This window comes from Streptomyces azureus, assembly GCF_001270025.1.
GTDB classification, from domain to species: Bacteria; Actinomycetota; Actinomycetes; order Streptomycetales; family Streptomycetaceae; genus Streptomyces; species Streptomyces azureus.
This window is the reverse complement of record NZ_DF968254.1, coordinates 25,470-40,960: the sequence shown is the minus strand read 5'-3', so window position 1 is coordinate 40,960 and position 15,491 is coordinate 25,470. Positions and strand designations below refer to the sequence as shown.

The window sequence follows — 15,491 nt, the reverse complement described above, 5'->3', positions numbered from 1 at the left end:
CGCGTCTTGGTGCCGGGCCCTTCGCACTCCCGCGGCGCCGCCCCTCAGGCAGGCACGGGCGCCGGCGCTTCCGGTCCCACATAGCGCGCCACCGGTCTGATGATCTTCGTGTCCTGCGCTTGTTCCAGGACGTTGGCGCTCCAGCCCACCACGCGCGCGGCGGCAAATGTCGGTGTGAACATCTCCCGGGGCAGGCCGCAGAGTTCCATGACCACACCCGCGTAGTACTCGACATTGGTGTGGAGTTCACGGCCAGGCTTCAGCTCCGCCAGGATCGCCTCGACGTGCCGTTCGACCTCCACGGCGAAGTCCACCCGCGGACCGCCGAACCCCTGGGCGACCTCGCGCAGCATCCGCGACCGCGGGTCCTCCGTGCGGTAGATCGCGTGCCCGAAGCCCATGATGCGCTCACCGGCGAGCACCCGCTGCCGTACCCAGGAGTCGATACGGTCCGGGGTGCCGATCGCGTCCAGGGTGTCCAGCGCGCGGCTGGGCGCACCCCCGTGCAACGGCCCCGACAGCGCCGCCACCGCACCGGCGAGGCACGCCGCCACGTCCGCACCCGTCGACGCGATGACCCGAGCCGTGAAAGTTGATGCATTGAATCCGTGATCAATGGTTGAGATCAGATATTGCTCGATCGCCCGTGCGTGCCGCTCGGTCGGCACCGAGCCGGTCAGCATGTACAGGTAGTTGGCCGCGTACGACAGGTCCTCGCGCGGCTCCACCGGCTCGAGCCCTTTCCCCAGCCGGTGCAGCGCGGTGAGCAGCGTGGGTACGGCCGCGGCCGCCTCGATGGTGTCCTGCCTGCGCCGCTCGGGATCGATGTCGTAGACAGGCCGGAAGCCCTTGGCGGCACCCAGCAGCGACAGTGCCGTGCGCATCCCGGCGAGCGGACCGGAGTGCCCGCCTGCCGCCGCGACGGCCGGAAGGGCCGCTCGCACCTCGTCGGGAAGCCGCCGCAGCGCCGCGGTCTCCGCCGCGAAGGCCGCACTTTGCCGGGCGTCCGGCAGTTCTCCGTGTACGAGCAGGTGCCAGACATCCTCGAAGGCGCGGGTCCGCGCGAGGTCGACGGCGGAGTACTGCCGGTAGTGGTAGAAGCCCTCGACACCACGGACGTCACCGATCCGAGTGTCGGTGACGACGACACCGGCGAGTCCCCGTGGCGCGTCGATGAGAGCGGCTGCGGACCTGTTGGCGGACATGTCTTCCTCCCTGGACCCGTGGGCTTGATTCGACTGTCCATGGTTGACTCGAATGCTGTCAATATTGATTGAATCAATACTCCAGTCAATGGGCCCCTGGCGGATACGGTGACCCCATGCGCGATCAAGAACCCGCCCCCCGCGACGCGGAACGGCGGCTGAGCACCAAGGAGGCCGCCGAGCTGCTCGGTGTGAAGCCGGAGACCGTGTACGCGTACGTGAGCCGCGGTCAGCTCAGCAGCCGACGGGAGACCGGCGGACGGGGCAGCACCTTCGACGCCAGGGAGGTCGAGGCGCTCGCCCGGCGCAACAGGCGGGACAGCGCGGGGAGTTCCCCCTCCGGCGGCGAGTTGTCCGTACGGACCCGCATCACACTCATCGAGAGCGACCGCTACTACTACCGTGGTGTCGACGCCGTCGACCTGGCCACCCGGCACAGCTACGAGGAGGTCGCCGAGTGGCTGTGGACCGGCCGGATGCGGCCGGGCACCACGTTCACCGCGCCGACCGCCTCGGTCGCCGTCGCCCGCCGCGCCGTCGACACACTGCCCGAACACGCCGCGCCCACCGACCTGCTGCGCGTCGCGACGATCGCCGCCGCGACCGCCGACCCGGTGCGCTACGACCTGTCCGAGGACTCCGTGCTCGGCACGGCGCGCACCCTCATTCCCACGCTCGTCGCCGCTCTGCCACCGGCGGGGCGCGACCGCCGCGACGAGGGGCCCCTGGCCCACCGCCTGTGGACCCGGCTGTCGCCGCGCAAGGACCCCGACGAGGCGTCCCTGCGCGCCCTGGACACCGCCCTCGCCCTCCTCGTCGACCACGACCTGGCCGCCTCCACGCTCGCGGTGCGCGTCGCCGCGTCGGCCCGTGCCCACGCCTACGCGGCGGTCTCCGCCGGGCTCGGTGTGATCGAGGGCCCGCTGCACGGCGCGGCCAGCGGGCTCGCACACCGGCTGCTCGTCGACGTGCTCGACCAGGGCGACGCCGCGCCCGTGATCGCGGACGAACTGCGCGCCGGCCGCCGTATCCCGGGACTCGGTCACCGGCTCTACCCGGGCGAGGACCCACGCGCGCGTGCCCTGTTCGCCCTTCTGGAGCAGATCCCGCGCGCGGAACCCGCCCTCCTCGCGGCCCGGGACATCGTCGAGACCACCGCCCGCCACGCCCCGCTGCACGCCAACGTCGACCTGGCGCTCGCCGTGCTCACCACGTCCTGCGGCATGCCCCCGACCGCAGGCGAGACGATCTTCGCGGTGGCCCGTACGGCGGGCTGGATCGCCCACGCCCTGGAGGAGTACGGCGAGCGGCCGTTGCGCATGCGCCCGAGCGGGCTCTACGCCGGTCCGAAGCCGCCTCAGCCACTACCGGAGTAGCGCGGGCGGGGCCGAGAGTCGCCGCGAGTCAACTCAGGTTAGGCTCACCTCTGTGAGTACGTGTTCAAGCGTCTCCCGGAACTCCGACGAGCCCGTTTCGGGAACCGCCGCCACCGCGAGGACCTGGCTGTTGCTGGAACAGCCCGGTCCGTGGGGTGCCAAGGCGCTCACTTCGAGCCACCTGGACCCCGCCCTGGGCCGCGCCCTGGAGGCAGCGGCGAAGGACACGGGCGTACGGATCGTGCTCATCCGCCGCCCCGGGCGCCACGCGGACCGCCGGATGCCCGCCGCACGCCGGGTGTACGCGGCCCACACCGTTCCGGGAAACGTCTGGCTGCGCGGCGCGACGATCTCGGACCCCGGGCAGCTCCTCGATCTCGATTTCGCCGCACTCGGCCGGGGCGAGCACCGCTCCTTCGACGCGGTGCTCGACGGACGGCCCCACGACGGTGATCCGCTCGCCCTCGTCTGCACCAACGGCAAGCGCGACCGCTGCTGCGCCCTCCTCGGCCGGCCACTCGCGGCCGAACTCGCCACGTCCGGGGTCGAGGGCGTCTGGGAGGTCACCCATCTGGGTGGTCACCGCTTCTCCCCGACGGTGCTCGTGCTGCCGTACGGATACGCGTACGGCCGCGCCGAGGCGCACACCCTCAAGGAGGTTCTGCACGGCGCGCGGGAGGGGCGGATCGTCGTGGAGGGGTGCCGGGGCAGCTCGGCCTGGGAGCGGCCCGGTCAGGCGGCCGAGCTCGCCGTACGCACCAGGACCGGCGAATACGCCGCGGAGGCGCTGAGCGTCGTACGGGCGGCCGGCGCGGCCCCGCGCTGGGAGGTGACCGTCGCCCACGCCGACGGGCGCCGCTGGCAGGTCGAGGTGGCCCAGGGCGCGGTCCTGCCGCCCCGGCCGGAGAGCTGTGGAGCGGCAGTTCTCGGTTCGCCCGCGCGGATGGATGTCGTGGCGGTGCGCGAGGTGAGGGTGACGACGGCGCTCGCGAGCTGACCGGTCCGCCGACCGCGGGTCCGGATCGTCTCCTCAAGCATTGATCAAGAGATCCACGCCACACCCATTACGGCAGGTAGCCGGCCCCACGTACCTTCTTGGGTATGAGCCCCACTCCCCCCGCACGCCGCCTGCGCCTCGGCCTGCCCCGGCGGGTGTTCTCGCAGGTGCTGCTGATGCAAGTGGCGATCGCCGCGGGAGTCGCGGTCCTCGCGACCGGGCTGTTCCTCGCGCCCCTGAGCAACCAGCTGGACGACCAGGCGATGCGCCGAGCGCTCGCCATCGCGCAGACCACCGCGCAGCAGCCGGGCCTGGCGGAGGAGGTGAGGGACACGCCTCCCTCACCGAACGGTCCGGTGCAGAAGGAGGCCGAGCGGATCCGGAAGGCCACCAAGGCCGAGTACATCGTGGTGATGGACTGGCGGGGCGTGCGGTGGTCGCACACCGATCCGAATCAGATCGGCGGCATCGTCTCGACCGACCCCGGCCAGGCCCTGGCCGGCAAGGATGTCATGGAGATCGACAGCGGCACCCTGGGCCGCTCCGCCCGCGGCAAGGTGCCGCTGCGTGACAGCGACGGCACGGTCGTCGGCGCCGTCTCGGTCGGCATCGCCTACGACAGCGTCCGGGCCCGGCTGATCCATGCGATCCCGGGGCTGCTCGCGTACGCCGGAGGTGCCCTGGCCGTAGGCGCGCTGGCCGCGTGGCTCATCTCCCGCCGGGTCCATCGCCAGACCAGGGACTTGGCCTTCTCGGACATCGCGTCGCTCCTGTCGGAACGCGAGGCGATGCTGCACGGCATCCGGGAGGGCGTCGTCGCCCTGGACCGCACCGGCCGCATCCGGCTCGTCAACGACGAGGCTCAGCGTCTGCTGGGCATCGGGGACGCGGTGGTGGGCCGTTCCCCCGACGAGGCGCTCGGCGCGGGCCGTACGGCCGACGTGCTGGCCGGGCGCGTGGCCGGCACGGACCTGCTCACCGTCCGCGGCCAGCGGGTACTGGTCGCCAACCGCATGCCCACCGACGACGGCGGCGCCGTGGCCACCCTGCGCGACCGCACCGAGCTGGAGCAGCTGGGCCGCGAACTCGACTCCACCCGCGGCCTGATCGACGCCCTGCGCGCCCAGGACCACGAGCACGCCAACCGTATGCACACGCTCCTGGGGTTGCTCGAACTGGAGATGTACGACGACGCCGTGGAGTTCGTCGGCGAAGTGGTCGGCGATCACCGGGCGACCGCGGAGCAGGTCACCGAGCGGATCGAGGACCCGTTGCTCGCCGCCCTGCTGGTCGGCAAGGCGACCGTCGCGGCCGAGCGTGGCGTCGCGCTGTGGGTGTCGGACCGGACCCGGCTGCCCGACCGGCTGATCGACCCCCAGGGGCTCGTCACCGTCGTCGGCAACCTGGTGGACAACGCCCTCGACGCCGTCGCGGGCAAGCCGCACTCGCGCGTGGAGGTCGAACTGCGCGCCGAGGGTCGTACGGCGATCCTCCGGGTGCGCGACACGGGGCCGGGAATCCCGCCGGAGCACCGGGAGTTGATCTTCACCGAGGGATGGTCCACGAAGAAGCCGCCCGCTCACCGCGAGCGGGGTATCGGGCTCTCCCTGGTGCGCAGGCTCGCCGAGCGGCAGGGGGGCAGCGCGACCGTCGGCGAGGCTCATGGCGGGGGTGCGGAGTTCACCGTCGTCCTGCCCGAGGCGCTGGCCGAGCCGGGCCCGGAACCGGCCCTGACCGTACCGTCAGCTCCGCAGACCACCAAGGAGGAGTCCTGATGATCGAGGTGCTGGTCGTGGACGACGACACCAGGGTCGCGCGGGTCAACGCCGCCTACGTCGAGAAAGTGCCGGGCTTCCATGTCGCCGGCGAGGCCCACAGCGCCGCGGACGCGCTGCGCCAGCTGGAGACGCTGCCCCGGCTCGACCTGGTGCTCATGGACCACTACCTGCCCGACGAGACGGGGCTCGCGGTCGTCCAGGAGATGCGCCGGCGCGGCCACCAGACCGACGTGATCATGGTGACGGCGGCCCGGGATGTTTCCACCGTGCAGGCGGCGATGCGGCACGGCGCGTTGCAGTACCTGGTCAAGCCGTTCGCATTCGCCGGCCTGCGCTCCAAGCTGGAGGCGTACGCGGAACTGCGCCGCACCCTCGACGGCGGCGGGGAGGCGGAACAGGCCGAGGTCGACCGCATCTTCGGGGCACTGTCGGCTCCCTCCGAGCCGGACCTGCCCAAGGGACACTCCCCCACCACCGCGGAGCTGGTCCGTCAGTCCCTGATGAACGCGGACGGGCCTTTGTCCGCCCAGGAGATCGCCGAGCGGACCGGGGTGAGCCGCCAGACCGCCCAGCGCTACCTGAAGCTCCTGGAGCGCACGGGACGGGCCAGGCTGACCCTCAAGTACGGCGACGCGGGCCGCCCGGAACACCGTTACGTGTGGGCGACCCGCGCCTAGGCGGTCAGTCTGAGGCCGTTTCGGCTGTCAGCCCGTGGCCTTCTTCGCGAACTCCGTCGTGTAGGTCCGGGTGAGTACGGCGCCACGGGTCGGCCCGAACACCGTTACGCGTGGGTGGCGCCGTAACCGTACGCCGGTGAAGGCACCGCCTCTACGCCGCTCCCGCCCCGGTCAGCGACCGCACCTCGGCCTCCGCGTGCCTGGCCTCGTCCGGGGCCTCCGCCGAGGTGACCGTGCCCAGCCAGCCCGCGAGGAAGCCCAACGGGATCGAGAGCAGGCCCGGGTTCTGCAACGGGAAGTACTGGAGGTCCACGTTCGGGAACAACGAGTCGGGGCTTCCGGAGACCACCGGGGACAGCACCACGAGCACCAGGGCCGGGACCAGACCGCCGTAGACGGCCCACACGGCGCCGCGTGTGGTGAAGTTGCGCCAGAACAGGGAGTAGAGCAGCACGGGAAGGTTCGCCGACGCGGCGACGGCGAAGGCGAGGCCCACCAGGAACGCGACGTTGAGGTCCCGCGCCAGCAGACCGAGAGCGATCGCCACCACGCCGACACCGCCAGCCGCGACACGGGCCACGGCCACCTCGCTACGGGGCTTGCCGCCCCGGCGCCGCAGGGACGCGTACAGGTCGTGGGCCACCGACGCCGAGGACGCGAGCGTGATCCCGGCGACCACGGCGAGGATCGTGGCGAAGGCGACCGCGGCGACGATCGCGAAGAGAACCGTTCCACCCGTGGATCCGGCACCACCGCCGAGATCGAGCGCCAGCAGCGGAACGGCCGTGTTCCCGGCCGCGTTCGACCCGCGTACCGCGTCCGGACCCACAATGGCGGCCGCGCCGAATCCCAGCACGATCGTCATCAGGTAGAAACCGCCGATGAGCCCGACGGCCCAGACGACCGATCGGCGTGCGGCACGCGCGGTCGGCACGGTGTAGAAGCGGGACAGGATGTGCGGGAGCCCGGCCGTGCCCAGCACCAGGGCAAGCCCCAGACTGATGAAGTCGAAACGGGCGGTCCAGTCCCCGCCGTACTTCAGCCCGGGCGCCAGAAACGCCTGCCCGTGACCGCTGCGCTCGGCCGCCGTGAGCAGCAGCCGGTCCAGGTCGCCGTGGAAGCGCACCAGGACGAGCACCGTCAGCGCGATCGTGCCGCCGAGCAACAGGACGGCCTTGACGATCTGGATCCACGTCGTCGCCCGCATCCCTCCCAACGACACATAGATCACCATGAGCGCGCCGACCCCGATGACGGTCCAAGCCCGCGCCGCCTCACTCGTGCCCCCGAGCAGCAGCGCCACCAGGCTGCCCGCGCCGACCATCTGCGCCACCAGATACAGAACGGACACGGTGACCGAGGACGTCCCCGCCGCGATCCGTACCGGCCGCTCCCTCATCCGCGCCGCCACGACGTCCGCGAGCGTGAACCGGCCGCAGTTGCGGACCAGTTCGGCCACGAGGAACAGCACCACCAGCCAGGCCACGAGGAAACCGACGACATACAGCAGCCCGTCGTAGCCAAACAGCGCGATGAGCCCGGTCACCCCCAGGAAGGAGGCGGCCGACATGTAGTCACCGGCGATGGCAAAACCATTCTCCATGGGTGAGAAGAGCCGCCCGCCCGCGTAGAACTCCTCCGCCGAACCGCGCCGGTTGCGGCTCACCCAGGTCGTGATCGCCAGCGTGACCGCGACGAACCCGCTGAACAGCAGCAGCGCCAGCGTCTGGTGTTCATCCGTCACGAGACACCGCCGTTGACACCGCGCGTCAGCTCCTGTGTGTCCCAGCGCAGTTCGAGCGCCGCCCGGTCTCTGCGCAGCCGCGCATGGCGCGCGTACGCCCAGGTGAACAGGAATGTGGTCAGGAACTGCCCGAGCCCCGCCACCAGCGCCACGTTCACCGCTCCCGCCACGGGCCGGGCCATCAGCTCCGGCGCGGTCGTGGCAGCCACGACGTAGCCCACGTACCAGGCGAAGAAGGCGACGAAGGCCGGCACCACGAACCTCCGGTACCGCCGCCGCACCTCCTGGAAAGCCTCGCTGCGCTGCACCTCCAGATACACATCGGCCGCAGCGACCCCGGTCTCGCTTTCCCTGCGTGCCGACGGAACCACGGCCGGATCCGGCACCCCGGCACCCGCCGACTCGCCCCAGCCAGAGGCGAGGGCGTCGTACCAGGGATCGTCGTACCTGAGGTGTCCGGCCTCCTCGGCCGGGACCGGGCCGACACCGTCGAGTCGCTCGACCGGACTTTCCTGACCAGCCCCGTCTTTACGGGGACGGCCCTTGCTTGGCTGCATGCCCAAGGATGGACAGAACGGGAAGATCCCCGACTCTTCTTCCTCTCCCTCTTCACCCCATCAGGTGACTCAACCCGCTGGTGGCCGCACCAGTCCCTTTCCGTACGCGTAACCCACCGCCTGCGCACGGTCCTTGAGCCCCGCCTTGGCGAAAAGGTTGTTGATGTGGGTCTTCACGGTCGCGGTGGAGGCCGGCACCGTCCCCGACCAGCACCCACCCCGCTCAGATCACCAGCAGCCAGCCCCGCCCTGCCCAGCCCTGCCCGACCGGAGCCCAGCGCAACGGCTACGCATCGATCCGCGACCGATCCAGCGTCGCCGCCGAGTTGGAGATGAACTCCTTGCGCGGCGCGACGTCGTTGCCCATCAGCAGATCGAAGACCTGCTCGGCCGCCTCGAGGTCGGAGAGGTTGATCCGGCGCAGAGTGCGGTGGCGCGGGTCCATGGTCGTCTCGGCCAGCTGGTCGGCGTCCATCTCGCCGAGCCCCTTGTAGCGCTGGATCGAGTCCTTGTAGCGGACGCCCTTGCTCTGGAGCTCCATGAGCTTGTCGCGCAGTTCCCGGTCCGAGTATGTGTAGATGTACTTGTCCTGGCCCTTCTTCGGCTGGACGATCTCGATGCGGTGCAGCGGCGGCACCGCCGCGAAGACCCGGCCGGCCTCGACCATGGGCCGCATGTAGCGGTGGAAGAGGGTCAGGAGCAGTGTGCGGATGTGCGAGCCGTCGACGTCGGCGTCGGTCATCATGATGATCTTGCCGTAACGGGCCGTGTCGATGTCGAAGGTGCGGCCCGACCCGGCTCCTATGACCTGGATGATCGCGCCGCACTCGGCGTTCTTGAGCATGTCCGTCACGGAGGACTTCTGGACGTTGAGGATCTTGCCCCGGATCGGCAGCAGCGCCTGGAACTCGGAGTTCCGGGCGAGCTTGGCCGTACCGAGCGCGGAGTCGCCCTCGACGATGAACAGCTCGCTGCGGTCGACGTCGTCGCTACGGCAGTCGGCGAGCTTGGCCGGCAGCGAGGAGGACTCCAGGGCCGTCTTGCGGCGCTGTGCGTCCTTGTGCTGCCGGGCGGCGATGCGCGTACGGGCCGCGGCGACGGCCTTCTCCATGACCACGCGGGCCTGCTGGGCGGCGTCCCGCTTCGTGGACGTCAGGAACGCCTTGAGTTCCTTGGTGACCACGTTGTTCACGATACGGCGGGCCGCCGAGGTCCCGAGGACCTCCTTGGTCTGGCCCTCGAACTGCGGCTCGGCGAGACGGACGGTGACGACCGCGGTCAGGCCCTCCAGGGCGTCGTCCTTGACGATGTCGTCCTCGGCGACGCGCAGGAGCTTCTTGGCGCGCAGCACCTCGTTCATCGTCTTGGCGACGGCCTGCTCGAAGCCGGCGACGTGCGTACCGCCCTTGGGGGTCGCGATGATGTTGACGAAGGAGCGCAGGGTGGTGTCGTAGCCGGTCCCCCAGCGCAGCGCGACGTCCACGCCGAGTTCGCGGGTGACCTCGGTGGGCGTCATCTGGCCGTGGTCGTCCAGGACCGGGACGGTCTCCTTGAAGGAGCCTGATCCGGAGAAGCGGAGGACGTCGCAGATCGGCTTGTCGTTCGCCAGGTACTCGCAGAACTCGCTGATTCCGCCGTCGAAACGGAAGGACTCCTCGCCCTTGCTGCCGCCTTCGCCAAGCCCGTACTCGTCGCGCACGACGATGGTCAGGCCGGGCACCAGGAACGCGGTCTGGCGGGCGCGCTGGTGCAGGTTCTCCAGGGAGAGCTTGGCGTCCTTGAGGAAGATCTGCCGGTCGGCCCAGTACCGCACGCGCGTGCCGGTGCGGGTCTTCGGGATCTTCTTGGCCTTGCGCAGGCCGCTCTTCGCCTCGAACTTGGCGTCCGGGCCGTTCCCCGCGAAAGCGCCGGGGACGCCACGCCGGAAGCTGATCGCGTGGGTGTGTCCACCGCGGTCCACCTCGATGTCCAGACGGGCGGACAGGGCGTTCACCACGGAGGCGCCGACGCCGTGCAGACCGCCGGAGGCGGCGTACGAGCCGCCGCCGAACTTGCCGCCGGCGTGCAGCTTGGTCATGACGACCTCGACACCGGAGAGGCCGGTCTTGGGCTCGACGTCGACCGGGATGCCCCGGCCGTTGTCCCGGACCTCGACCGAGCCGTCGTCCTGGAGGATGACCTCGATGTGGTCGCAGTAGCCGCCGAGGGCCTCGTCGACGGAGTTGTCGATGATCTCCCAGAGGCAGTGCATCAGGCCACGGCTGTCAGTCGACCCGATATACATACCGGGGCGCTTCCGCACGGCCTCGAGCCCCTCGAGGACGAGCAGGTGCCGCGCGGTGTAGTTGGACCCGTCCCGGTCTGCTCCTGCCAGCAGAGCTGTGGACGGCACGGACGTCTCGGCGGTCACGCGGTTCGCTCCTCGCTGAATTTCAGATGGGGCCCTCATGGGTAAGGGCGCGGCTTCAGTCACCGGTGAGAGGGTACCGAGGCCTGGTAGAGCCGTTGTAACGCCACCCTCGCCGGAAGCTCACCCTAGTCCAGACTCGCATGCATGTTCGATCCCCCGTTGGAGTGAAGCACACATCACGTTCCCTTCCAGGCATGAACCATTTAGGCTCCGGGCACGTCCTCATGAACAACCGGCAACCCAGCCGGAGGACCGACCACCGATACAACGCGAAGCTCCGTAAGACACATAGACACGCAATACGGCACATTCGCCGCCAACCGGCAGCAGACAGCCGCCTCGCAAAGATTCTTTCGAGGAAAAGCCACGAGCGGGAACGTTTTGGGGCTGGTTGGATGTTGACCCTGGTACGACAGCTCGTCGAGCTAGAGAAGAGGCGACGTGACTACTGTTCTGACCCCTGCGAGCCAGTTGACGGCCGCTGATCGCTGCGACCGCTGCGGCGCCCAGGCGTACCTGCGCGTCGTCCTGCTCAGCGGCGGAGAACTGCTCTTCTGTGCCCACCACGGGCGCAAGTTCGAGCCGGAACTCAAGAAGATCGCCGCTGAGATACAGGACGAGACGGAGCGGCTGACGTCCGCTCCCGCGACTGCCGCCTCCGAAGAAGAGCGCTGACACCTCGCGTCCGACGACGAGCCAGCACGGCATAGGCCGGTGAACGGGCGGCTGCCTCCGCTACGGAGGCAGCCGCCCGTCCTCATCCTCGCGAGCCCACTCAGGCTCCCCCGGACGCCCACCACGCGGTTTCTTCACGCCGCGTCGGCCGAGCTTTCGCATGATCCTCACGTGTGTGCCCAGCCGAGCGTGCGCATGATGTCGGACACACGCATGTACACGCCGGGGCTGTCGGCCCTACCGCAGCCGATCCCCCAGGACACGAGGCCGATCAACCGCCCCTGGGCCACCAGCGGCCCCCCGCTGTCGCCCTGACAGGCGTCCCGGCCCCCTTTCGCTTCTCCGGCGCACAGCATGCTCCTGGCGTCGTAGACGCCGCCCTCGCCTCCCGGATACGCCTCCTCACAGAGAGCGTCGGGGAGCACACGCACGCGTGCCGCCCGAAGACCGTTCGGGTACTCCCCGGCACCCGAGACATCGCCCCATCCGTACACCGTCGCGGCTTCGCCCACGGCGTACGCGGGGTCACCGTCGGCCGCCATGCCGATGACAGAGTCGGCGGGGAGAGGCTCGGCCAGGGTGAGCACGGCGAAATCTCCGACGTTGCTGACGCCGTCGTAGGCCGGGTTCACCCAGGTCTGTCGGACCGCGACCTCCCGGCCACCGCGGTCCGAGAGCAGGTCCGTGCGCCCCGCTATGACCCTGAGATCGGGTACGCGCTCCGGCGGCCCGCCCAGGACCTCCTTGTCCAAGCAGTGGGCCGCGGTGAGCACAGTGCTGCGGCCGACCGCCACACCACCGCAGAATTGCCCCGCGCGCGTACCCCCGAACCGGTCACGACTGGACAGGGCCACCGTCCACGGGCTCTCCGACGCGTCGACGGGGAATCCCCCTATGACGACCCGGTCGGCGGCCACAGGGCCACCGAGACCCACTGACAGGGCGAATACCGCGACCGCCAGGACCAGCGGTCGGGCCAGGGCTCGGGCACAGCGACGACGCATACAAACTCCTCACTCCGTGATGCCGACGAGACACCCAGAGTGATTCACCCGGTGGCGGCCCGCACCCGCGGAGGGGAATGCCGAAGGCCCGGTCCCCCTGAGGGACCGGGCCTTCGGCGTCGTACGACCGTGACGACTAGTCGAGGTAGTCGCGCAGCACCTGCGAACGGGACGGGTGGCGCAGCTTCGACATGGTCTTGGACTCGATCTGGCGGATCCGCTCACGCGTGACGCCGTAGACCTTGCCGATCTCGTCGAGGGTCTTCGGCTGACCGTCGGTGAGACCGAAGCGCATCGAGACGACGCCCGCCTCGCGCTCGGACAGGGTGTCCAGGACGGAGTGCAGCTGCTCCTGGAGGAGCGTGAAGCTGACCGCGTCGGCCGGGACCACCGCCTCGGAGTCCTCGATGAGGTCACCGAACTCGCTGTCGCCGTCTTCACCCAGCGGGGTGTGCAGCGAAATGGGCTCACGGCCGTACTTCTGGACCTCGATGACCTTCTCAGGGGTCATGTCGAGTTCCTTGGCCAGCTCCTCCGGGGTGGGCTCGCGGCCCAGGTCCTGGAGCATCTGGCGCTGCACGCGCGCGAGCTTGTTGATGACCTCGACCATGTGCACCGGGATACGGATGGTGCGGGCCTGGTCGGCCATGGCTCGCGTGATCGCCTGACGGATCCACCAAGTGGCGTACGTGGAGAACTTGTAGCCCTTGGTGTAGTCGAACTTCTCGACCGCGCGGATCAGACCGAGGTTGCCTTCCTGGATGAGGTCCAGGAAGAGCATGCCGCGGCCGGTGTAGCGCTTGGCCAGGGAGACCACCAGACGGAGGTTGGCCTCCAGGAGGTGGTTCTTGGCGCGGCGGCCGTCCTCGGCGATGATCTCCAGCTCACGCTTGAGCTTCGGCGCGAGCTTGTCGGCGTTGGCCAGCTTGTCCTCGGCGAACAGACCGGCCTCGATGCGCTTGGCGAGCTCGACCTCCTGCTCGGCGTTGAGCAGCGGGACCTTGCCGATCTGCTTGAGGTAGTCCTTGACCGGGTCGGCGGTGGCACCGGCGGCGGCGACCTGCTGGGCGGGCGCGTCGTCCTCGTCGTCGTCGGACAGCACGAAGCCGGCGTTCTCCGTAGCCTCGGGCTCCTCGCCGGCCTTGCCGGGAGCGGCCTCCTCGAGCACCTCCTCTTCGAGAAGCTCGACGTCGTCCTTCTTGGCGCTGGTCTTCTTCGCCGCGGCCTTCTTGGCAGGCGCCTTCTTCGCGGCCGCCTTCTTCGCGGTCGTCTTCTTGGCAGCTGCCTTCTTGGCGGGTGCCTCTTCCTCGGCGGCGGGCTCGGCTGTGGGCGCCGCCGGCGTGGCGGTGGTCTTCCTGGTGGTCACCGCCTTGGCCGCGACCGCCTTGGTGGCGGTGCGCTTGGCGGGACTCTTCGCTGCGACGCTCTTGCGGGTGCGCTTGGGCTCTGCGGCACTGACCATCAGCGTCACACCCTCTTCCTCGAGGATCTGGTTGAGGCTGCGCAGTACGTTCTTCCACTGAGTGGCCGGAATCTGGTCAGCTTCGAAGGCCCGACGCACGTCATCGCCGGCGATCTGCCCCTCAGCCTTTCCCCGCTCAATGAGAGCCATGACAGAGACGGACTCGGCGATCTCCGGCGGGAGCGTACGGGATGTGCTGGCCGACACGAACAACCTCTCGGAACGTTGGAAAACGGCTTCCGGCCCCGTCCACAGTGGACAGGAGCCGACCGCCGGCTTGGGGTGGGCCGACGGCGCGGGCGGGGGCCGGGAAGATGCACAGCGCCATGAACGGCGTCCGTATTCCCTCCGCGGCTGTCACCTCTTAGGTCATCGCGTTCTTCCCGCGAGCGTTACGCCCAATTCGCGTGGCCCGAGTCACACCCCGTAAGCGAACAAAAGCGGTCAGACCAAAACAAAGGAGGTCACACCTGGCCGTTAACCGGCCGCTCCGACGGATCTGCGGCCCCTTCGCGCCGTCGGACCCCGCGGGATCACGAGGATCCCGCGGGGTCCGACGGGAGGCGGTTCACCGAACGGACACTGCCACAGGAGGGGGGTGGCAGACCCGGCCGCGCCGCCCGCGGAACGCGGTCAGTGCTCGCGCGGAGCGGGCACCACGCGTTCCACCTCGGGGTGGACCGTGAGAAGTTGCCGCATCGCCGCCTCGGCCGCGGCCCCGTCGCCGGCGGCGAGGGCGTCACAGATGCGGCCGTGGTGCGCCAGCGACGCCTCGGTCGGCCGGTCACAGCCCGCGATCGGACCGCCGGAGACCTGGAGGGCCGCGGACACGATCCCGGAGAGGTGCTCCAGCATGCGGTTGCCGGCGACCTGGATGAGCAGCGAGTGGAACTCGGAGTCGGCGCGGGAGAAGGTGAGCGCATCACCTTGGGCCATCGCGTGCCCCATGATCTCGACCATGTCCGCCAGGCGCTGCTGGACGTCCTCGCGCCCGTGCCCGGCGGCGAGGCGGGCGGCGAGCGGCTCGATCGTCCAGCGCAGCTCGCTCAGCTCGCGACGCTGGTCGTCGCGCTGCGGCCCGAAGGCCCGCCACTCGATGATGTCCGGGTCGAGGAGGTTCCAGTCGCTGACGGGGCGCACGCGCGTACCGACGTTCGGGCGGGCGCTCACCAGGCCCTTGGCCTCCAGGACACGGAGCGACTCGCGGACGACGGTGCGGGAGACCTCGAACCGCTGGCCGATTTCCTCGGGCACCAGTGGACGGTCGGCGCCCAGGTCGCCGGAGACGATCATCTGACCCAACTGCTGGACGAGTTGGCCGTGCAGCCCGCGTCCGCGGCTGCCCGCGGCGCGCCTGCCGACCCGGCCCAGCTCGGAGTCCCCGCCGTCCCAGGCAGGGGCACCGACGCGGTCGACGGCGGGCGCCTCTGCGTAGGGGTAGCGGTCGAGTTCGCCCGGGCTCGTGAGGCCGGTGTCAGCGGAGCGGGCGGCGGTCATCATGGTGTGCGCAAGGGTACTCACGCATCCTTTGTCGGCGCCGTCTCCAACTCCCTTGAGGTCTTTGGTGAAAAGCACACGAAAGGGTGATCGCTCACCCCGTCGCAAT

At 70.1% G+C, this 15,491-nt stretch carries 12 protein-coding genes and 1 pseudogene; 5 read left to right on the top strand and 8 right to left on the bottom strand.

The genetic code is table 11. The features are described 5' to 3' along the window. Positions 1-44: 44 nt before the first annotated feature. Positions 45-1,205 (bottom strand): citrate synthase, encoded by a 1,161-nt coding sequence (locus tag AOQ53_RS14290; RefSeq protein WP_059417421.1) that lies wholly within the window; start codon positions 1,203-1,205, stop codon positions 45-47. A 116-nt stretch (positions 1,206-1,321) separates the two neighbouring features. On the opposite strand from AOQ53_RS14290, the gene AOQ53_RS14285 reads away from it, so the two are divergent. From AOQ53_RS14285 to AOQ53_RS14270, 4 genes are all read left to right on the top strand, one after another. Beyond that, positions 1,322-2,581, top strand: coding sequence for a citrate synthase (locus AOQ53_RS14285; protein ID WP_059417420.1), 1,260 nt, complete (start codon positions 1,322-1,324; stop codon positions 2,579-2,581). 52 nt (positions 2,582-2,633) lie between these two features. Continuing rightward, positions 2,634-3,578: a sucrase ferredoxin gene (locus AOQ53_RS14280; RefSeq protein ID WP_059417419.1), complete on the top strand. Its 945-nt coding sequence runs from the start codon at positions 2,634-2,636 to the stop codon at positions 3,576-3,578. Positions 3,579-3,682: 104 nt separating this feature from the next. After that, positions 3,683-5,353, top strand: coding sequence for a sensor histidine kinase (locus AOQ53_RS14275; protein WP_059417418.1), 1,671 nt, complete (start codon positions 3,683-3,685; stop codon positions 5,351-5,353). After that, positions 5,353-6,033: a response regulator gene (locus AOQ53_RS14270; RefSeq protein WP_059417417.1), complete on the top strand. Its 681-nt coding sequence runs from the start codon at positions 5,353-5,355 to the stop codon at positions 6,031-6,033. The genes AOQ53_RS14275 and AOQ53_RS14270 overlap by 1 nt, the downstream gene beginning before the upstream one ends. A 151-nt stretch (positions 6,034-6,184) precedes the next feature. Here AOQ53_RS14270 and AOQ53_RS14265 read toward each other — a convergent pair whose 3' ends face one another. The 4 genes and pseudogenes from AOQ53_RS14265 to AOQ53_RS14255 all read right to left on the bottom strand — a co-directional run bounded on the left by AOQ53_RS14265 (position 6,185) and on the right by AOQ53_RS14255 (position 10,744). Continuing rightward, complete coding sequence (locus tag AOQ53_RS14265) at positions 6,185-7,777, bottom strand: solute symporter family protein (RefSeq protein ID WP_059417416.1); 1,593 nt, start codon at positions 7,775-7,777, stop codon at positions 6,185-6,187. Next, the gene (locus tag AOQ53_RS14260) at positions 7,774-8,334 is read right to left on the bottom strand and encodes a DUF485 domain-containing protein (protein WP_059417415.1); all 561 of its coding nucleotides are present in this window, start codon (positions 8,332-8,334) and stop codon (positions 7,774-7,776) included. The genes AOQ53_RS14265 and AOQ53_RS14260 overlap by 4 nt, the downstream gene beginning before the upstream one ends. 69 nt (positions 8,335-8,403) lie before the next feature. Beyond that, a pseudogene (locus AOQ53_RS46170) lies at positions 8,404-8,523 on the bottom strand (DNA-binding response regulator); the annotation flags it as partial. 97 nt (positions 8,524-8,620) lie between these two features. Next, positions 8,621-10,744, bottom strand: coding sequence for a DNA gyrase/topoisomerase IV subunit B (locus AOQ53_RS14255; RefSeq protein WP_059417414.1), 2,124 nt, complete (start codon positions 10,742-10,744; stop codon positions 8,621-8,623). Between the two features lie 441 nt (positions 10,745-11,185). Here AOQ53_RS14255 and AOQ53_RS14250 point away from each other — a divergent pair, with 441 nt between their 5' ends. Further along, the gene (locus AOQ53_RS14250) at positions 11,186-11,419 is read left to right on the top strand and encodes a DUF7455 domain-containing protein (RefSeq protein WP_059417413.1); all 234 of its coding nucleotides are present in this window, start codon (positions 11,186-11,188) and stop codon (positions 11,417-11,419) included. 167 nt (positions 11,420-11,586) lie between these two features. Here the strand turns inward: AOQ53_RS14250 and AOQ53_RS14245 are convergent, their stop codons facing one another. The 3 genes from AOQ53_RS14245 to AOQ53_RS14235 all read right to left on the bottom strand — a co-directional run bounded on the left by AOQ53_RS14245 (position 11,587) and on the right by AOQ53_RS14235 (position 15,406). Beyond that, on the bottom strand, positions 11,587-12,423 hold the full coding sequence (locus AOQ53_RS14245; RefSeq protein ID WP_059417412.1) for a S1 family peptidase: 837 nt from the start codon (positions 12,421-12,423) through the stop codon (positions 11,587-11,589). A 136-nt stretch (positions 12,424-12,559) separates the two neighbouring features. Beyond that, positions 12,560-14,092, bottom strand: a complete 1,533-nt coding sequence (locus AOQ53_RS14240) for an RNA polymerase sigma factor (RefSeq protein ID WP_059417488.1) — start codon at positions 14,090-14,092, stop codon at positions 12,560-12,562. A 426-nt stretch (positions 14,093-14,518) separates the two neighbouring features. Next, positions 14,519-15,406: a FadR/GntR family transcriptional regulator gene (locus AOQ53_RS14235; RefSeq protein WP_078945307.1), complete on the bottom strand. Its 888-nt coding sequence runs from the start codon at positions 15,404-15,406 to the stop codon at positions 14,519-14,521. Positions 15,407-15,491: the final 85 nt, after the last annotated feature.